18 protein-coding genes are annotated in these 18,868 nt (G+C 36.8%); 3 read left to right on the forward strand and 15 right to left on the reverse strand.

Features of this window, described 5'->3' with window-relative positions; genetic code table 11:
• Positions 1-20: 20 nt before the first annotated feature.
• The 13 genes from tsf to yfmF form a co-directional block, all read right to left on the reverse strand.
• Positions 21-1,061 (reverse strand): translation elongation factor Ts, encoded by a 1,041-nt coding sequence (tsf, locus tag ADH90_RS05910; protein ID WP_049530366.1) that lies wholly within the window; start codon positions 1,059-1,061, stop codon positions 21-23.
• A 77-nt stretch (positions 1,062-1,138) separates the two neighbouring features.
• Complete coding sequence (gene rpsB / locus ADH90_RS05915) at positions 1,139-1,915, reverse strand: 30S ribosomal protein S2 (protein WP_049521101.1); 777 nt, start codon at positions 1,913-1,915, stop codon at positions 1,139-1,141.
• Between the two features lie 279 nt (positions 1,916-2,194).
• The gene (locus ADH90_RS05920) at positions 2,195-3,406 is read right to left on the reverse strand and encodes an aminoacyltransferase (protein WP_049530412.1); all 1,212 of its coding nucleotides are present in this window, start codon (positions 3,404-3,406) and stop codon (positions 2,195-2,197) included.
• Positions 3,407-3,612: 206 nt separating this feature from the next.
• On the reverse strand, positions 3,613-4,830 hold the full coding sequence (gene pcsB, locus ADH90_RS05925; RefSeq protein WP_049530367.1) for a peptidoglycan hydrolase PcsB: 1,218 nt from the start codon (positions 4,828-4,830) through the stop codon (positions 3,613-3,615).
• Between the two features lie 91 nt (positions 4,831-4,921).
• Positions 4,922-5,416 (reverse strand): rod shape-determining protein MreD, encoded by a 495-nt coding sequence (mreD, locus tag ADH90_RS05930; protein WP_049530368.1) that lies wholly within the window; start codon positions 5,414-5,416, stop codon positions 4,922-4,924.
• Positions 5,413-6,234 (reverse strand): rod shape-determining protein MreC, encoded by an 822-nt coding sequence (mreC, locus tag ADH90_RS05935; protein ID WP_049530370.1) that lies wholly within the window; start codon positions 6,232-6,234, stop codon positions 5,413-5,415. The genes mreD and mreC overlap by 4 nt, the downstream gene beginning before the upstream one ends.
• 21 nt (positions 6,235-6,255) lie before the next feature.
• Positions 6,256-7,050 carry an energy-coupling factor transporter transmembrane component T family protein gene (locus ADH90_RS05940; protein WP_000369587.1) on the reverse strand — a complete coding sequence of 265 codons (795 nt, stop codon included), beginning with the start codon at positions 7,048-7,050 and terminating at the stop codon, positions 6,256-6,258.
• Complete coding sequence (locus ADH90_RS05945) at positions 7,043-7,882, reverse strand: energy-coupling factor transporter ATPase (protein WP_049530371.1); 840 nt, start codon at positions 7,880-7,882, stop codon at positions 7,043-7,045. Before ADH90_RS05945 ends, ADH90_RS05940 begins: the two co-directional genes overlap by 8 nt.
• A complete protein-coding gene (locus ADH90_RS05950) occupies positions 7,867-8,694 on the reverse strand; it encodes an energy-coupling factor ABC transporter ATP-binding protein (protein ID WP_049530372.1) in 828 nt (275 codons plus the stop codon). Before ADH90_RS05950 ends, ADH90_RS05945 begins: the two co-directional genes overlap by 16 nt.
• Positions 8,695-8,696: 2 nt before the next feature.
• Positions 8,697-9,236: a CDP-diacylglycerol--glycerol-3-phosphate 3-phosphatidyltransferase gene (pgsA, locus tag ADH90_RS05955; RefSeq protein WP_049530373.1), complete on the reverse strand. Its 540-nt coding sequence runs from the start codon at positions 9,234-9,236 to the stop codon at positions 8,697-8,699.
• Positions 9,237-9,248: 12 nt separating this feature from the next.
• A complete protein-coding gene (gene rodZ / locus ADH90_RS05960; protein WP_080982631.1) occupies positions 9,249-10,073 on the reverse strand; it encodes a cytoskeleton protein RodZ in 825 nt (274 codons plus the stop codon).
• Between the two features lie 37 nt (positions 10,074-10,110).
• A complete protein-coding gene (gene yfmH, locus ADH90_RS05965) occupies positions 10,111-11,394 on the reverse strand; it encodes an EF-P 5-aminopentanol modification-associated protein YfmH (RefSeq protein ID WP_049530376.1) in 1,284 nt (427 codons plus the stop codon).
• The gene (yfmF, locus tag ADH90_RS05970) at positions 11,391-12,641 is read right to left on the reverse strand and encodes an EF-P 5-aminopentanol modification-associated protein YfmF (RefSeq protein ID WP_049530377.1); all 1,251 of its coding nucleotides are present in this window, start codon (positions 12,639-12,641) and stop codon (positions 11,391-11,393) included. The genes yfmH and yfmF overlap by 4 nt, the downstream gene beginning before the upstream one ends.
• A gap of 161 nt (positions 12,642-12,802) precedes the next feature.
• Between yfmF and yaaA the strand changes: the two genes are divergently transcribed.
• A complete protein-coding gene (gene yaaA, locus ADH90_RS05975) occupies positions 12,803-13,171 on the forward strand; it encodes a S4 domain-containing protein YaaA (RefSeq protein WP_049530379.1) in 369 nt (122 codons plus the stop codon).
• A 2-nt stretch (positions 13,172-13,173) separates the two neighbouring features.
• On the forward strand, positions 13,174-14,265 hold the full coding sequence (recF, locus tag ADH90_RS05980) for a DNA replication/repair protein RecF (RefSeq protein WP_049530380.1): 1,092 nt from the start codon (positions 13,174-13,176) through the stop codon (positions 14,263-14,265).
• A gap of 54 nt (positions 14,266-14,319) precedes the next feature.
• Here the strand turns inward: recF and guaB are convergent, their stop codons facing one another.
• Together guaB and trpS are read right to left on the reverse strand one after the other, a co-directional pair.
• On the reverse strand, positions 14,320-15,798 hold the full coding sequence (gene guaB / locus ADH90_RS05985; protein ID WP_045762410.1) for an IMP dehydrogenase: 1,479 nt from the start codon (positions 15,796-15,798) through the stop codon (positions 14,320-14,322).
• A 162-nt stretch (positions 15,799-15,960) separates the two neighbouring features.
• Positions 15,961-16,986, reverse strand: a complete 1,026-nt coding sequence (gene trpS, locus ADH90_RS05990; RefSeq protein ID WP_049530382.1) for a tryptophan--tRNA ligase — start codon at positions 16,984-16,986, stop codon at positions 15,961-15,963.
• 206 nt (positions 16,987-17,192) lie between these two features.
• On the opposite strand from trpS, the gene ADH90_RS05995 reads away from it, so the two are divergent.
• The gene (locus tag ADH90_RS05995) at positions 17,193-18,815 is read left to right on the forward strand and encodes an ATP-binding cassette domain-containing protein (protein WP_049530383.1); all 1,623 of its coding nucleotides are present in this window, start codon (positions 17,193-17,195) and stop codon (positions 18,813-18,815) included.
• The last annotated feature ends 53 nt before the right edge of the window (positions 18,816-18,868 follow it).

Consider the following 18,868-nt stretch of genomic DNA (forward strand, 5'->3'; position numbering starts at 1 on the left):
TTTGCTTCCTTACTTTTTTATTAGTTATTCAAGGCTGCTGCCATTGTAGCTGCAACTTCTGCTTCAAAGTCGTTTACAGCTTTTTCGATACCTTCACCAACTTCAAATCGAGCGAACTCAACTACTGAAGCGTTAACTGATTCAAGGTAAGCTTCAACTGTCTTGCTGTCATCCATGATGTAAACTTGTGCAAGAAGTGTGTAAGCTTGGTCAACTTTAGTGTTGTCAAGCATGAAGCGATCCATTTTACCTGGGATGATTTTGTCCCAGATTTTTTCTGGTTTACCTTCAGCTGCCAATTCAGCTTTGATAGCTTCTTCAGCTTGAGCGATGACTTCATCAGTCAATTGAGCTTTAGAACCATATTTAAGGTGTGGAAGAGCTGGTTTACCAACCATTGCACGGCTTTCGTTATCTTGGTCGATAACGTGGTTCAATTGTGCCAACTCATCTTTAACAAATTGCTCATCCAATTCTTTGTATGAAAGAACTGTTGGTTTCATAGCAGCGATGTGCATTGAAATTTGTTTAGCAAGTGCTTCATCTCCACCTTCAATGACAGAGATAACACCGATACGTCCACCATTGTGTTGGTATGCTCCAAAGTGTTGTGCATCTGTTTTTTCAAGCAAAGCAAAACGACGGAATGAGATTTTTTCACCGATTGTAGCTGTTGCAGATACATAGGCTGCTTCAAGAGTTTCACCTGAAGGCATTGTCAAAGCAAGTGCTTCTTCGTTATTAGCTGGTTTACCTTCAGCAATTACTTTAGCTGTTGCATTTACCAAGTCAACGAATTGAGCGTTTTTCGCAACAAAGTCCGTTTCAGCATTTACTTCAACTACTGCTGCAACGTTACCGTTAACAAATACACCAGTCAAACCTTCAGCTGCAACACGGTCAGCTTTCTTAGCTGCCTTAGCCATACCTTTTTCGCGAAGTAATTCGATTGCTTTTTCGATATCACCTTCAACTTCAACCAATGCTTTCTTAGCGTCCATAACACCAGCACCAGATTTTTCACGCAACTCTTTAACAAGTTTAGCTGTAATTTCTGCCATTTTGATTCTCCTATATTTTTTAAAATAGGAGAGCCGGGCTAAGCCCTGCCCTCCTAGGTAATGATTACTTATTTGAATTAAGCGTTGTCGCCTTCTACAACTTCAACGATTTCTTCGATTGAGTCAGCTTGAGCTTCTGAAGCTGCAAATTCTGCTTCAACTGCTGCATCTTCACCTTGACGTCCTTCGATGATAGCGTCAGCCAATTTAGCTGTAATCAATTTAACCGCGCGGATAGCGTCATCGTTAGCTGGGATGATTACATCGATATCGTCTGGATCAGTGTTTGTGTCAACCATCGCTACAACTGGGATTCCCAATTTTTTAGCTTCTTTAACAGCGATTTGCTCTTTATGCGGGTCAACTACGTACATTACATCTGGGATACGAGGCATATCTTCGATACCACCCAAGAATTTTTCAAGACGTGCACGTTGTTTGTTAAGAAGTGCAACTTCTTTCTTAGGAAGAACTTCAAAAGTTCCATCTTCTTCCATACGTTTGATTTCTTTCAAACGAGCGATACGTTTTTGGATTGTTCCCCAGTTTGTAAGAGTTCCACCCAACCAACGGTGGTTGATGAAGTATTGACCTGAACGTACTGCTTCTTCAGCAACTGCGTCAGCTGCTTGTTTCTTAGTACCAACAAACAATACAACTGCATCGTTAGCTGCAGCATCACGCATGAAGTCGTATGCTTGGTCAGCGTATTTTACAGTTTGTTGCAAGTCGATAACGTGGATTCCGTTACGCTCAGTGAAGATGTACTTAGCCATCTTAGGGTTCCAGCGACGAGTTTGGTGACCAAAGTGCACACCAGCCTCAAGAAGTTGTTTCATTGAAATTACTGCCATGAGTATTTCTCCTTTTTTGTTTTTTCCTCTTCTCGATTTCAGCTTGCAAAACAACCAAAAGGCAACAGTTTCACAATTCATCAAGAATGAGTATTATCGTTCACACGACAAGTTTCATTTTATCATAATTGGAGCTTTATTTCAAGTGATTTTGTTATTTTCTCCTTATTAAATTACTTGTAAACACTCTAAATTTAAAACATCTCAACATATACTGCTGAGATGTTCTAATAGCTAATTTTTAAAAATTTAATGTAGTAGCAAAATAATTAGTTTATCCTATCTACTTCGAAGTTTCTTACGGATTTTATAGGCTATATTAAACAAGAAATACAATGAGCTAGTTGGGTAATTAAACTCACCAGCAAATTCCTCGATAGTGGGATTAAACTTAGATTTAAAACTAAATAACCCACCCTCTAAGTTGTTTTCAATTCCACCCATATTATGAGTTGCTGCCCCGCGTTCAAATGAATGTTGAGCAGTCTCAAACCATGTTGGAATAGCAGGTTGATAATGTCTAAATTCCTCATTCATTCCAGCATATAAGTTCTCAGAAGTTTTCCCAAATTCTATGGTCAAAGTTCCAGACAATGGAACGACACTGTCCCCTCTATCAATATGGCTCTTAAGAAAAGAAATTTCTTCCTCTAATCGTTTTCTCTCTTGCTGATTCTCTTTTATTTTGCCTTCTTTCGTTTTATCAGTGAATTTCTGCGCTATTTTAAGATTTTTTTCCAGTTGCTGCTCAACTTCTTTCAGTCTATTAGGTAAATCTAAATAGCTCAGTGTGATAAAGGAATGATCAGGATAAGTAGTCAATAACTTCTGATAATAATCTTTTCCTCGTAAACTGATATTCTTACGAGACTCTGTTTTCTTCATTAAAAATGAAAATTCATCTAATAAATCAAGCCCACCGAATTTCACTTCCAATCCTTTATTTCTTGCAGTTCGGATTGCCTGTCGAGTAGATTTGGACAGTTGATCCAGCGAGAAGTTTTCTTTATGAATATTAGCTTGAAAACGAGGTTGTATGTTTTCTGCCATATCCTTTGTCAATCCTGTCCAATGAACTTTATTTTTTTGCAATTCCTCAACAATTTCAAAAGTTTTAGAATTTTGAATAGTTTTTTGGTCGATCAGACTTCGACTGATAAAAAGGCTTGGATCAAATTTAACCATTATTGCATTGCTTTTTTTAGCCATTTTTTTCAATGTTAAAAGCACAAATTTCAGAAGTTCTTTATCTTCATAATTAATAACTGGGCCTCTTGGAATATAGAACATGGAAAATCCTAATGGAAGAGGCTGAATTAAGATGTTCGCTACTCCAACTAGTTGATTCTCTTTATAAAATCCAACTCTCTCATTCCCCCAAGTATCCTTTATCTTGGCCCAATCACTACTCTGCAATAAATTCCCTTGAGGATGATTTTCTAAAAATAAATCCCACTCTTGAACATCAACATTCTTTTTATAAGTAAACATAATTCCAACACCGACTCCCTTAGAAACCATTTTTTTATCAACATGCTACACTCATACTAAATCCCTAAGTTTCATTTTACTTTAACTAAAAAATTATAAAAATAGAAAATAAGTTCAAGTAATTATATAATGAAATTTATTTTTCAGCACTATACAAAGGGTGAGATTAATAAAACCTCACCCTAAATTTAATAATAATTAATATGTTAGTTTGGATAAATGTATCTTACTGTACCACGTGATGCAGTAGGATTAAACCATCCACGATAATTTCCGATTGGTTGAGTTCCGCTACCATCATAGTTACATTCTGAAACTTGAATACGCGTTGTTGACTCAACAGCAGTAACAACTGCTACATGTCCGTATCCTCCATCATCCCATGAAGCAATTGCTCCAACTTGTGGTGTAGAACCTGTACGGAAACCTGCAGCCGCTGCACTTGCAGCCCATTGACCACCATTTCCCCAGTAATCACCAGCCCATGGAGCCAAAGTCTTAGCACCCCATGTACATTGACCTACAGGGTAACTTGAAGCATTTGAACTATAAGTTGGTCGTTGACTTACAGTAGTTGCTGCAGGTGTGTAGCTTGATTCTTCATCTGATGATGAAGATGATGAAGAACTTGAAGTTGCTTGTACTTGGGCAGCAAAGGTTGTGTTAGCCGAAGCTACAAGTGATTGTTGTTGACTTGCTTGTTTAGCTTTATAAGCTGCTTCTGCCTCCGCTGCTGCTTTGGCTTCTGCCTCTGCTGCTGCTTTTTTCTCTAGCAAGCTAGCTTTTTCATTTTCTGCTGTAGCTTTTTCAGCTGCAAGATTTAACTCAGCCACTTTCAATTCTGCTTGTCTTGTTGTCAAAGCTTGAGCATCGTCAGCAAGCGTTTGTTGGTTAGCAATGACTGTGTTGATTGCTTCGTTGTTTGCAACTTGTTTTTCAGAGATAGCTTTCTTATCTTCTTTTTGTTGCTGCAACATTTTATTGTTTGCTGATACGATTTCACTCATGGCTGCTACACGAGAAATAGCTTCTGTGATTGAGTCAGAGTTAATAATCGTATTGATGTAACTTGTAGCAGTTCCGTTTGTTTGTGCACTACGAGCTTGGTTTTCAAGCGATTCGTTACGTGCTACGATGTTTTTTGAAAGCTCTGCGATTTCACCTTCAAGTTTTTTTGATTCTTCTTGAAGTTTTTCGTTTTCAGATTGTAATTTTTCTTGCTCTGATTGAATAGCTGAAACTTTAGTTTGAATTTCGTCTACTTGTTTTTGAGCTTCTTTCTGTTGAGCTGTCAAGTTACTAATTTTACTATCTTGAGCAGCAATCTTTTCATCTGTTGTATTTGCTTTAACACTTGAAAGAACAGCTCCTTGTGAGACTAATACTGTGCTTAACAAAAGTGATGCTAGGATTTTTTTCTTCATAAGTGTAAATACTCCTTCTTTTAAGACAATACTAGTATATCAAAAAAAGGCTTAATAAATATTACGCCTTTATTACAGTTTTGTTTCTTTCTTATAGATATATTTTTTCAAAAATAAACTGAAAAACTAACATCCATAGAAAGTTTAATATCATTGATGGAACTAGACCATAGACGATAAAGACTGTTATACTTTCAGCAGTTAATCCAATCATTTGCGCTAGAAGAAAACTACCAAATTCAAAAGAGAAAGTCATCATTAAAATAGCTAATAGTCTAGTCCATCTATTTGAGAAAATGATCGCATTATTTTTATAAATGATTGCACCAATAATCACAAAAAGAAGACTAGCAATCCCTACTAAATGGAAAAAATAAATATCGTATATAAGACCAATAAATAAGCAATAAACTAAAAATAGATACTCCGATACTTCAATAGTTTCAAACAACAAGAAGATGAAGATAAAGTGGCTCACAATTTGAAAATGTGGAAAAAAACTATTTACAAATTGCCCTAAATGACTATCTATTAAGATTATTAAGGGCAAGAGCAAAAACATTCCTATCTGCTTCAACAGTCTCATGATGGGTTCCCCACTAACTCTACGACTTTTAGATTCATTGGATCAGCATGGAGTTTGACCATAACTTCTCTTGTTAGATAGTCACTACTATGGGTAACTGATACAACCTCCCCTACTGGAATATCTGTTGTTTTAAAGTTCCCCAGACCTCCTGTTACTACCTTGTCTCCTTGACTGATATCACTACTACTATTTAACTGGCTTATTTTAAGCAAGTCTTTTTCTTTGTCGTACCCAATGATAATGCCATATATACTAGTAGAACCGTGTTGGATTTTAACGGATATTTTCTCCGTATTTTCCGCATTGGTCAATAAGTTGACCACAGTAGAGTTATCTTCAACCTTTCCCACGCTTCCAATCAGTCCCCCACCAGCTATAACAAGCATATTACTTGTCACGCCTTGTTGAGAACCTGCATCAATTGTCAACTCTTGTTTCCAAGTTGCAGGAGTTCTCATGATGACATCAGAAACAATCAACTTGGTTGCATTCAATTTTGACTTCATATCCAATAACTGACGTAGTTGCTCATTTTCTTCCTTCAAACTGTCTGCTTCATTCGTTTCCTTCTTCATCTGATAGAGTTCTTTTTTGAGAGTTTCATTCTCGTTATAGGTTCTGGTCAAACGACCTAAATCAGATTTTACGGAAGAAAGCCACTGAAAAGGCTTTTGCACTATTCTATCGACTAATGAAATTCCATCTCCAACTTTTGTTACAACTGCACTTGATTGTGTTGTCACTAAAAAAACGGATACTACTAATACAACGACAAATAGAACAATGATATATTTTGATTTTTTAAAACGATTCATACCTCTACCTTATATTACATTCTAAGATTTTAGCAAAAATAGAATTGCACCCAATACACAAACAAATAATAGCGCTATACTGTCTCTGTTCATCCAATTTAACTGTCGATACTGACTGCGTCCATTCCCGCCTTGATAGCCTCTAGCTTCCATGGCTGTAGCAAGAGAATCCGCTCGTTTCAAACTCGTAGCAAATAAAGGAATCAGAATAGGAATCATAGCCTTAACTTTTTGGATTACATTTCCTTCTCCAAAATCAACACCACGCGCCTTTTGAGCATTCATAATGCGAATCGTATCATCCATCAAGGTTGGTACAAATCGCAAACTCATAGACAACATGAGCCCAATCTCATGAACTGGAACTTTAAATCTTTTTAAAGGTCCAAGCAAGGATTCAACTGCTGTTGCTAAACTTAGTGGCATAGTCGTCAAGGTTAGCAAGGTTGAGAAAAAAATAATCAACACAAAGCGACAAAAAATAATTCCTGCCTGCTCAATACCATAGCTTGTGATTTTTATAAATCCCATCTCGAACAAGACGTGACCACCAGAGATAAAGAACAGTTGAAAAAGGGTTGTAAAAGCAATCAGAAAAAACATAGATCGCAAACCTTTTATAAAAAAAGATAAGGGAACTTCTGATAAAACGACAAATATGCCTGTTGCAATGAAGAGTATGAGATTTGTAATTGGATTATTGGCCCAAAAAGCGATAATGATCAATAAAATCATTGCTACTAACTTACTACGAGGATCTAGACGATGAATAATCGAATTTCCTGGTATGTATCGACCTAAAATCATATTATCCATTGATAAACTCCTTAAACTCCTCTATCGTTATCGGCAATTGTTCGAAAGAAATTCCTCTGTCAACTAGCCCTTGAGCAAATCGTGTGATTTTAGGAACACCTAATTGGATTTTTTCCATAAATTCGACATTTTGAAAGACAAGACTTGGTTTCCCACCCTTAACTAGTTTCCCTTTTTCCATCACATAAACTTGGTCAGCAAATTCGGCCACATCATCCATAAGGTGAGTTACTAAAACAATTGTTATGCCATCTTGATGAAGCTTTTTAAACAAGGTCATCAACTCTTTTCGACCAATTGGGTCCAAACCAGCTGTTGGCTCATCTAAGACCAAAATTCTTGGCTCCATTGCCAAAATTCCAGCAATAGCAACCCGTCTCATTTGTCCACCTGAGAGTTCAAATGGACTTCGTTCAAAGAGTGATTCATCGATTCCTACTAAAGCTAGTTTTTCACGCGCAATAGCTTCTGCCTCTTCTACAGAAACTCCAAAATTTTGAGGGCCAAAAGCCACATCTTTTAGGACAGTTTCCTCAAAAATTTGATTCTCTGCAAACTGAAACACCAACCCAACTTGTTTACGAATTTGACGAATTTGCTTATTAACAGATGTTGATGTAATCAATGTATCAAAGACACGAACACTTCCCTCTGTGGGAACTAGCAAACCATTTAAAAGCTGCAAAATTGTGGATTTCCCACTTCCTGTATGCCCAATAATAGCAGTATAGGAACCATCTTCTATGGTCAAACTGACATCTGACAAAGCAGCTGAGGCAAAGGGTGTTCCTTCCTGATAAGTATAACTAACATTGTCTAGAATAATTCCCATAAAGCCTCCTCAAGCTCCTCCTCGGTCAGGTAGTACTCTGGTAATTTCAAACCACTGGTACGTAGTGATTCTTTTAATCGGTTGACAAAGGGTTGATCTAAGCCAATTTGATCTAAATCTGATCTAGAAAATAACTCTCTAGGAGTGCTAGTTGACTCGATTTCTCCTTTTTTCATCACCAAAACTCTGTCACTCATGGCCACCTCATCCAAATCATGCGTAATGGAGATGACTGTCATCTGATGGTCTTTGCGAATCTTCTGGACTATCTTAATCAACTCTAATCGTCCCTCAGGGTCCAACATACTTGTAGCCTCATCCAAGATTAAAATATCTGGTCGCAGAGCAACAACTCCTGCAATAGCTACTCTCTGTTTCTGACCTCCTGACAAGCGAGCTGGTTCCTTTTTAGCAAATTCAGCCATCCCAACTAATGATAAAGCTTCAGAAACGCGTTTCTTCATCTCTTCAAGTGGGATTCCTTGATTTTCCAGTCCAAAAGCAACGTCGTCTTCAACAGTTGCTCCTACGAATTGGTTATCAGGATTTTGAAAGACCATACCAATCTTACGTCTTTTTTCCCAGACATTTTCTGGAGTTAGGCAATCACCGTCTATCCATATTTCTCCAGATTCAGCCTCGAGCAAACCATCAATCAAGCGAACTGTCGTTGATTTTCCACTACCATTATGACCAACAATTGACAACCATTCTCCACGTTTCACGTGAAACGTAATGTTATGAACATCATAATGTTCTTGATCTGCCTGATATTGAAAAGACAGGTCTTTTATCTCAATAATCGATTCCATATCTAACGAAAGGTTCCTTTAAACAAATATGCGCTTCCCTTGAAATAATCATAGCCAGAATAAACTGTGAAGAACAAGGCAATATAAAGAGTTATCTGACCAAGCACATTCCAGTGAAGTAGCAAGAATATTATCGCAAACATCTGACTAAATGTCTTGATTTTTCCAGGCATAGCAGCAGCTAGAACGGTACCCCCTGTTTCAACTAAGAGCAAGCGCAAACCAGTGACTGCAAGTTCACGGCAGATAATAACTGCTACCACCCAAGCTGGTGCCATCTTTAGACCGACCAACATGATAAAGGCTGACATGACCAATAATTTATCAGCCATTGGATCTGCAAACTTTCCGAAATTACTAACCACTTGCCATTTTCTAGCTAAATAACCATCTAGATAATCAGTGATACTGGCAATAGCAAAAATAACTGCTGCTATTTTATGTAACACTGGAGATGGTCCAACTGATAGAAGGAGAATAAAAATCGGAATAAATAAAATTCTACCAAGCGTAAGCATATTAGGAATATTCTCTTTTTTCATGTTATCCTTCCTTTAGTTTGAACTTAATGTTAGAGTAATCCAACCAGTTTGACCAGTTAATTTTGAAGTGTCAATTTCCTTATTATCAATTTTCACTGACACTCCTTTAACAACACCCAATGTTATGGTTACTGGAGATCCTTTAGAAATGGTTGTTTTAGCTGTTTTATTATTAGGTTCAAGAGTCACTCCTCCTGATAAATCAGTATCCGAAACACTAATCCAGCTTGTTGCATCTGTAACAGATAATTGAAGCTCCGCAGAATCTTTAGATGTCTTATATTCCACTGATAAAGCATCTCCCTGACCTGAAACAGTCAAAGTAGTTGCCTCGCTCGAACTTGATGAACTAGTAGCTTGACTACTACTTGATGCTACACTACTAGAGCTACTTGTTGAACTCACAACACTATAAGTTGCTGCAGAAGACGCAGTTGGTTGGGTTTGAATATAATTCCACACATAGTAGGTTACAAAAATTAAAATTGATAAAGAAAAAAGAACAAAGTAAAATAGCGGGAGAAATGAATTTTTCTTTCGATTAGACCGTCTACGTCCTGAAAGTTCAATCTCATCTACATCAACTTCTTCATAAGTAATCATACTTCCCGAATCATAGGCATCTAGAACGATATTTTCATCTAATTCAACAGCCCAAGCATACTTTCTCAAAAATGAACGAGCATAAAAAGCACTCGGTAGTTTGTCAAAATCATCTGACTCCATTGCCTCCAACAAATCCAGCTGAATATCTGTCTTTCTGTGCAATTCTTCTAAGCTCAGTCCTTGGTTAATTCTTGCAAGACGTAAGACCTCACCAATTGTTTTTTTTCTCATACTTAACATTCCTTCTTTCTAGTGTATTTTCTAGCGATTATATCGGGAAAATTGTACAATCAACCATATCGCTATTATCTATCAAATCATGTCCTGCTTCTAGAACATCTTCTAAAGTAATTTCCTGCAAAAGTTTAGGAAGGTCAAACAGGGTCGAGCCTGTCTCAGTTGGATGATACTGAGTAGCAATATATTCTAAGGAATCCATACTATGAAGAAATTCCCCATACATCTCAGTTTTTACAATATCCAAATGATCCTCTGTTACATCCTCATCTTTCATAAAATTGCGAATAGCTTTACGAAATTGATGAGAAAGTGCCACAGGTTCTTTTGTATCCATTGTCAACATCACAAAATGGAAACGATGATCTACTTCAATTTCTAAAGACAAGGAAGCATCCAGTTTACCAGACTCATATAATCTCTGAAATCTTTGTGAGGTCCAACCAAACATCATTGTGAATAACAATTTCAATAAAAGATGATAACGATACTGATCTAGATTTCCAATATCTTTATTTCCTCTAATACCAATCGCTAATTTTGGAGAAGCCACGTCCATCCGTATACTTTCAGTAGTCTTTACAGGATGTAAAGATATTTGTTCTCTTTTAAACTCATGTTTTTTCTCTTGAAGATAAGAATTCTTAGTAAAATAATCTTCAAGAAGTTCAAGTTTAAAATTACCGACCAAAAAGATATTACTATTGACAGGTCTGTAAAACTCTTTAAAGTTCTCTTTTAAATCCTCCAAACAAATAGCATCAATAGAGTTTTCACTACCAACAATATCTGAAGCTAAAGGACTTTCTGGATAGAGATTTGCCAAAGTCTTGAAAAATAGACAAGAATCCGGATCATCCTGATACATCTCTCTTTCCTGTTGAATGATATCCTTTTCGCGCTCCACAGATTCTTCAGTCATATTGAAAGTAGTGACAAGTTCGTCTAGTAAATCTAAACACTCTAGAACATTTTCAGAAGTCGAGAAAAGATAGCTAGTGTTCGTAAAGCTCGTAAAGGCATTACTTTCAGCACCCAACTCTGTAAAAGCTGCCATAATATCTCCAGAATCTTCTCTTTCAAAAAGCTTATGTTCTAAGAAATGAGCGATTCCTTGTGGATATTGTTGTAAATCCTTATCATCCACTGTAAACCTTGTGTCAACAGAACCGACTTGGACACTCACAACTCCATAAACCTCGTTAAAATCCTTTTTAGGTAGTAAAGTAACTGTCAAACCATTTTCTAATCTAGTTTGATACAAAGTTTCTTTTACAGCAGGATAATATTTCTTTTGAAAAGTAGGTCTGGTCATTCTGCTCCTTCCATAAAATAAATAGCCTGCAACTTAAAACTATTTGCTGCTTCACAAATCGCTTCTCTATCAATTTGTTCAAGCTTATCGATTAAAGTTTTTGTATCAAGATTCGCTTTCCCAAAAAAAGTTGACAGATAATATTTATCGACAATAGAATCTTGATTATCCTGAGCTAGTAGTAAGGATCGACGAATCATTTGTTTGGTCTGATCAATTTCCTTATCTGTAAACTTGCCATTTTTTATGTCAAGCAACTGATGATTCATCAATTTTCTTACTTTATTTCGATTTTGCCGATCGATTCCAGCAAACAATCGTAAAAATCCACTAAAAAGATCCAAATGACTCGATACAGTATAGGCCAGACCTTCCTTTTCGCGCACTTGGGTAAACAGTTTCGAATGAGGAAAGGCTCCTAAAAGACCATTGGCAAGAAGCACTGCCATCTGTGCTTCATCACCATATGCCACTGAACTATGGTAACCCATCTCTAAAACAGACTGTCCTAATCTCTTTCTAACAATACCTTCTCTAAGAATATTAGAATAGGGTTGCTGATATTGAATGTTTACAGCTGATTTACGACCTATTAAAGGAAATTTATGTAAAAACTCTAAAACTTCAATTTCATTAAAATCACCCAAGAAGAAAATATCTATTTGGTCTTCTTTTAGCATTTTATGATAGCTTGAAAAACATGTTTCTGGAGTCTCTTCTGAAATTCTAGAAATCAAATCTTTAGGAACTAGCTGCATTGATTCTTCTTGGAAAAACAATTGATCTAACTCTTTATGGGCAAAGAAGAATGGGTCTTCCAATTCTGATTCTAGCCTTGATAAGATCTGTTTTTTCTCGATGTCAAAAGCATTTTTCTCAAATCCATCCTCATCCGACAATGGTGTAAACAGAACCTGGTACAGTAATTCTAAAATTTGAGAAGTTAATACGTTTTTCTTACTTAAAAATTCATCACGCACATAGGAAATACTCAAATCCACAAGATGACTTTGTCCTCTTCGATAGGCGTGCGCTGACAAATCAGTTCCATACAAGGTTGCTAAACGTTTTCTAAACAGTTGAGCAGTTGGATAACTTTGGTTAGCAGTTTCAAGCATACTGGCACTTAACATGCGGCTTGAAATTGAATCCAAAGACAACGGAGCTGTAAAACGCACAGTAATTTTATTAGTTTTAAATTTTTTTGATTGGATAAAATGCACTGCAATTCCAGGTACTAACTCCATCGCTTACCTCCTTCTACATAGAGTTCTATTATACCATGAAAAGAGAAATTTTTCTTGTTCTCTTTACCCCTTTTAGAATTAAAACCGCTTTCATTTCTAACGAATTTACCTCTGCCATTTCAAGGTAAAATATGGTATAATACCAAAGATTGAGGTGAACTATGGAATACAAATTATTTGAAGAATTTATCACTCTCCAAGCTCTCTTGAAAGAACTTGGTATAATACACAGTGGCGGAGCTATTAAATCCTTTTTAGCTGAGCATCTTGTCTATTTTAATGGGGAATTAGAAAATCGTCGTGGGAAAAAAGTAAGAATCGGAGACTCTATCGACATTCCTGACATGAAAATCCAAATCATTCTGACGCAACCGAGCTTAGAAGAACAGGAAGAATATCTCCAAGAAAAACTTGAGAAAGAACGTGTGGCTAAACTTGTCAAAGAAATGAATAAGACGGTCAAAAAAAAGCCAACAAAAAAGACCCCGAAAGCTAAAACAAAAACTGCACCACGTTTCCCAGGTAGATAAGTATGTGGCTAAAAAACTTATCCATCAAGCAATTTAGAAACTATCAGGATACTGAGATTGGATTTAATCCTAAATTGAATGTATTTGTTGGTCGAAATGCACAAGGCAAAACCAATCTTCTGGAAAGTATTTACTTTTTAGCTTTAACTAGAAGTCATCGGACAAAGACGGACAAAAATTTAATTCAATTTGAAGAACAACAACTTCAAGTTTCTGGAATTCTTCAAAAACGAACGACTACTGTTCCACTTGAGATTGACTTAACCCCAAAAGGTCGGATTACTAAAGTCAATCACTTAAAGCAAGCTCGGCTATCTGACTATATTGGACACATGAATGTTGTTCTATTTGCACCCGAAGATTTACAACTTGTCAAAGGAGCACCGGCTATCCGACGTAAGTTTATAGATATGGAGCTAGGTCAAATCAAACCCATATACTTGTCAGACTTGTCAAGCTACAACCATGTGCTCAAACAAAGAAATACCTACTTAAAGTCAGCGAATCAGATTGACGAAACCTTTTTATCTGTTCTGGATGACCAGCTAGTAGACTATGGTTGTCGAGTGATGGTCCACAGAGAAGAATTTATCAAAAAAATGGAGTCTTTTGGTCGTGAAAAACACTTTGATATTTCGAACCAATTAGAAGAATTGTCAATTCGTTATCAACCATCTGTAAACTTCACTGATAAGGAAAAACTAGCTGAATCTTTTTATACAGCACTTCAAAAAAGTAGATCAAGAGATCTATTTAAAAAGAATACTGGAGTTGGTCCTCATCGGGATGATATGATTTTCTTAATCAATGGAATGGACGCAAGCTTTGGAAGTCAAGGGCAACATCGTAGCCTTGTTCTTTCTATTAAACTAGCTGAAATAGAATTAATGGAGAACATTACAAAAGAATCGCCTATACTTTTACTTGACGATGTTATGAGCGAACTTGACAATACTCGTCAACTTAAATTATTAGAAACCATATCTCAAAATATTCAAACCTTTATTACAACAACTAGTTTAGAGCATCTTCAAAACTTACCTGATAATCTCAGTATATTTACTGTAAAGAACGGCCAATTATCTGTAAACTAATATTTACATTGGTGTAAACAATAAAAAATCTCCTGTTTTTCAGGAGATTTTTTATTACATTGAGTAGTTTGGTGCTTCATTTGTGATTTGCACATCGTGTGGATGGCTTTCTTTTAGACCAGCACCAGACATTTCGATAAATTGAGCATTGTCATGCAATTCTTTAAGGTTAGCTGCACCACAGTAACCCATACCAGATCGGATACCACCAATCATTTGGAATACGATATCAGCTGCTGCTCCTTTATATGCAACACGTCCTTCAATTCCTTCTGGAACAAGTTTGTTTGCTTCATTGACTGAGCCTTGGAAGTAACGGTCACTTGAACCCTTCTTCATAGCAGCGATTGAACCCATACCACGGTATGTCTTGAACTTACGTCCTTGGAAGATTTCAGTTTCTCCTGGAGCTTCATCTGTTCCTGCAAACATTGATCCAAGCATTACTGCATTTCCACCAGCAGCAAGGGCTTTAACAATATCTCCAGAATACTTGATTCCACCATCAGCAATGATTGTTTTGCCATATTCACGTGCAACGGCTGCTGCATCATAGATAGCTGTAACTTGTGGAACTCCTACACCAGCGATAACACGAGTTGTACAGATTGAACCTGGCCCAATACCAACTTTAACAACGTCAACTCCTGCATCATAAAGGGCACGGGCTCCTTCAGCAGTAGCGATATTTCCAGCAATCAGTGTACGGTCTGGGAAATGGGCACGGATTTCAGCGATTTTACGAAGAACCCCTGCAGAGTGTCCGTGTGCTGTATCGATGACAATTGCATCTGCTCCTGCTTCAAAGAGAGCTTCAGCACGTTCAAAAGTATCAGAAGTTACACCTACCGCACCAGCAACTAGAAGACGACCAAACTCATCTTTAGCTGCATTTGGAAACTCAATCACTTTTTCAATATCTTTAATCGTGATCAAGCCAGAAAGACGACCTTCTTCATCAACCAAAGGAAGTTTTTCAATACGGTGTTCTTGAAGAATGCTCTCAGCTGTTTCAAGATCTGTTCCAACAGGAGCAGTAACAAGATTCTCACTGGTCATATGATTTGAGATTGGTTGATTGTAATCTGAAATAAAACGAAGGTCTCGGTTTGTTAAAATACCAACCAATTTACGATTTTCAAGAGTTTCAACCACTGGAACACCACTGATACGGTAACGTCCCATGAGTTCATCTGCTTCTGCAATTGTATGCTCTGGAGTCAAGAAGAATGGATCAATGATAACACCATTTTCAGAACGTTTTACCTTACGAACTTCATCTGCCTGCTGTTCAATAGACATATTTTTATGGATAACACCAAGACCACCTGCACGCGCAATAGCAATCGCCATTTGGCTTTCTGTTACAGTATCCATGGCTGCTGTAATAATTGGGATATTTAAAGTCAAATTATCTGCCAATTTTGTTGTTAAATCCGCATCATTAGGCAATACATGACTCTCTGCTGGAATAAGCAATACATCATCAAAGGTAAAACCTTTTTTCAAAAATTTAGTGTCCCAATTAGACATTGAAGTTTCCTCTTTTCTTTCTTTTTGAGCTTGACGCTTTTTGTATTGTATCTATCATACCATTCTATGAAAATTTGTCAATTATATTGATAATAGATAATGTAAAAAAACTATCCCTTTAATTTTAAAGAAGAGATAGTTTTAGAGTTCGTATTTTATCGATTAATGAAAGTAATTTAGACCCATTGCTGATTTTACTTCTGATAGCGTTTGGCCAGCAACTTCTCGAGCTTTTTCACTACCTTTTTGTAACATATTATACACTTCACCCATATCTTTAGCATATTCTAGGCGACGTTCACGGATTGGACCAAGTTCACGTTCTAGGATTTCAAGTAGATACCGTTTTGTCTTAACATCACCTAGACCTCCACATTGATAATGCTCTTTCATGTCAGCAATTTCTTGAGCATCTTCAGGACGTCCGAATACGTCTAAGTAATGGAAAACCATATTTCCTTCAATCTTACCTGGATCCTCAACACGAATGTGATCTGGATCTGTATACATACTCATTACTTTCTTACGCAAAGTATCTGCATCATCTGACAAGTAGATACCATTATTAAGCGATTTAGACATTTTGGCATTTCCATCAAGACCAGGTAAGCGACCTGCTCCTTCATTTTCAGGATAAATTCCTTCCGGTTCTACTAAAACATCACAATTATAGGCATGGTTGAATGAACGTACAATCTCACGCGTTTGTTCAATCATCGGTTTTTGGTCTGTACCTACAGGAACATAGTTAGCCTTAAAAGCTGTGATATCTGCTGCTTGAGCAATTGGATAAACTAAAAATCCAGTTGGAATACTTTCTCCAAATCCTTTCTGAGCAATTTCTGTCTTTACAGTAGGATTTCGTTCCAAACGAGCTAATGAAACTAGGTTCATGTAGTACATAGATAACTCTGCCAATTCTGGAATCTGGCTTTGAATGAAAATCGTTGATTTATTAGGATCCAATCCCACTGCAAGATAGTCCAAGGCAACATTCCCGATAGACTCTACAATAGTTTGTGGATCTTTTGCATGGTCAGTTAAAGCTTGCTGGTCAGCCAAAAAAACAAACATGTCATATTTATCTTCTTGCTGTAACAAGACACGATTTTTTAAGCTACCAACGTAGTGCCCAATATGTAATTTCCCCGTTGGACGATCTCCTGTTAAAATAATGGGTTTATTCATCTTATTCTCCTTTGATATGGTCCTTTCAATTATAGCATTTTTTTGATAAAAAGACAGATAATTTTTTTTATCAAATAATTACGATTTCAACTCCTTAACTGTAAACTATCTGTAAACATTCTTTACAAATAATTGACAGATAAAAATTTGAATATTTGCTGATTTTCTAGTAGAATTAGAGTATTACATATAATAGGAGAAAAAAATTGCTAACAGTATCTGATGTTTCACTACGTTTTAGTGATCGCAAACTTTTTGATGAGGTCAATATCAAATTTACAGAAGGAAACACATATGGTTTAATTGGTGCTAACGGTGCAGGTAAATCAACATTTTTAAAAATCTTAGCTGGAGATATTGAACCTACAACTGGTCATGTTTCTCTTGGACCTGATGAACGTCTTTCTGTGCTTCGTCAAAATCACTTTGACTATGAGGATGAACGTGTTATTGATGTTGTTATCATGGGTAATGAAAAACTATACAACATCATGAAAGAAAAAGATGCTATCTATATGAAAGCAGACTTTACTGATGAAGATGGAGTTCGTGCAGCTGAGCTTGAAGGTGAATTTGCTGAACTAGGTGGTTGGGAAGCTGAGAGTGAAGCTTCACAACTCTTGCAAAACTTGAATATCCCTGAAGATCTTCATTACCAAAATATGAGTGAACTTGCAAATGGAGATAAAGTGAAAGTACTTCTTGCTAAAGCCTTGTTTGGTAAACCAGATGTACTTCTTCTAGACGAGCCGACCAACGGTTTGGATATCCAATCTATTACTTGGTTAGAAGATTTCTTGATTGACTTTGATAACACCGTTATTGTCGTATCCCATGACCGTCACTTCTTGAACAAAGTATGTACTCACATGGCCGACCTTGACTTTGGAAAAATCAAACTCTATGTCGGAAACTACGATTTCTGGAAAGAATCTTCTGAGCTTGCTGCTAAATTGCTAGCAGACCGTAATGCAAAAGCAGAAGAAAAAATTAAGCAACTCCAAGAATTCGTTGCTCGATTCTCTGCTAATGCTTCTAAATCAAGACAAGCAACATCACGTAAGAAAATGCTTGATAAGATTGAACTTGAAGAAATTGTGCCATCTAGTCGTAAATATCCATTTATCAACTTTAAAGCTGAACGAGAAATCGGTAACGATCTCTTGACAGTAGAAAATCTATCTGTCAAGATTGATGACGAAACTATTCTTGAAAACATCAGCTTTATCTTGCGTCCAGGTGACAAGACAGCTCTTATCGGACAAAACGATATCCAAACAACTGCTCTCATCCGTGCTATTATGGGTGATATCGACTATGAAGGAACTGTCAAGTGGGGGGTTACAACTAGTCGCTCTTACTTACCAAAAGACAATTCAGCTGATTTTGCTGGGGGTGAATCTATTCTTGACTGGCTCCGTCAATTTGCAAGTAAAGAAGAAGATGACAATACCTTCTTGCGTGGTTTCCTTGGTCGCATGCTCTTCTCTGGAGATGAGGTTAACAAACCTGTAAATGTCTTGTCAGGGGGAGAAAAAGTGCGCGTGATGCTATCGAAACTCATGCTTTTGAAATCAAATGTTCTAGTACTTGACGATCCTACTAATCACTTAGATTTGGAATCTATTTCAAGTTTGAACGATGGATTGAAAAACTTCAAAGAATCTATCATCTTTGCCAGCCATGACCATGAATTCATTCAAACATTGGCTAACCACATTATTGTCCTATCTAAAAACGGTGTAATCGACCGTATCGATGAAACCTATGATGAATTCTTAGAAAATGCTGAAGTACAAGCAAAAGTCAAAGAACTTTGGAAAGACTAAATAATACTTTAAAACTCAGTTGGATTAACCAACTGAGTTTTCTAACATTCTAT

This window comes from Streptococcus pseudopneumoniae, assembly GCF_001073085.1.
Taxonomy (GTDB): domain Bacteria; phylum Bacillota; class Bacilli; order Lactobacillales; family Streptococcaceae; genus Streptococcus; species Streptococcus pseudopneumoniae_M.

Coding starts and splice junctions, on each gene's coding strand:
- tsf (WP_049530366.1), bottom strand. CDS start 1,061: ATGGCAGAAATTACAGCTAAACTTGTTAAAGAGTTGCGTGAAAAATCT.
- rpsB (WP_049521101.1), bottom strand. CDS start 1,915: ATGGCAGTAATTTCAATGAAACAACTTCTTGAGGCTGGTGTGCACTTT.
- ADH90_RS05920 (WP_049530412.1), bottom strand. CDS start 3,406: ATGTTTACTTATAAAAAGAATGTTGATGTTCAAGAGTGGGATTTATTT.
- pcsB (WP_049530367.1), bottom strand. CDS start 4,830: ATGAAGAAAAAAATCCTAGCATCACTTTTGTTAAGCACAGTATTAGTC.
- mreD (WP_049530368.1), bottom strand. CDS start 5,416: ATGAGACTGTTGAAGCAGATAGGAATGTTTTTGCTCTTGCCCTTAATA.
- mreC (WP_049530370.1), bottom strand. CDS start 6,234: ATGAATCGTTTTAAAAAATCAAAATATATCATTGTTCTATTTGTCGTT.
- ADH90_RS05940 (WP_000369587.1), bottom strand. CDS start 7,050: ATGGATAATATGATTTTAGGTCGATACATACCAGGAAATTCGATTATT.
- ADH90_RS05945 (WP_049530371.1), bottom strand. CDS start 7,882: ATGGGAATTATTCTAGACAATGTTAGTTATACTTATCAGGAAGGAACA.
- ADH90_RS05950 (WP_049530372.1), bottom strand. CDS start 8,694: ATGGAATCGATTATTGAGATAAAAGACCTGTCTTTTCAATATCAGGCA.
- pgsA (WP_049530373.1), bottom strand. CDS start 9,236: ATGAAAAAAGAGAATATTCCTAATATGCTTACGCTTGGTAGAATTTTA.
- rodZ (WP_080982631.1), bottom strand. CDS start 10,073: ATGAGAAAAAAAACAATTGGTGAGGTCTTACGTCTTGCAAGAATTAAC.
- yfmH (WP_049530376.1), bottom strand. CDS start 11,394: ATGACCAGACCTACTTTTCAAAAGAAATATTATCCTGCTGTAAAAGAA.
- yfmF (WP_049530377.1), bottom strand. CDS start 12,641: ATGGAGTTAGTACCTGGAATTGCAGTGCATTTTATCCAATCAAAAAAA.
- yaaA (WP_049530379.1), top strand. CDS start 12,803: ATGGAATACAAATTATTTGAAGAATTTATCACTCTCCAAGCTCTCTTG.
- recF (WP_049530380.1), top strand. CDS start 13,174: ATGTGGCTAAAAAACTTATCCATCAAGCAATTTAGAAACTATCAGGAT.
- guaB (WP_045762410.1), bottom strand. CDS start 15,798: ATGTCTAATTGGGACACTAAATTTTTGAAAAAAGGTTTTACCTTTGAT.
- trpS (WP_049530382.1), bottom strand. CDS start 16,986: ATGAATAAACCCATTATTTTAACAGGAGATCGTCCAACGGGGAAATTA.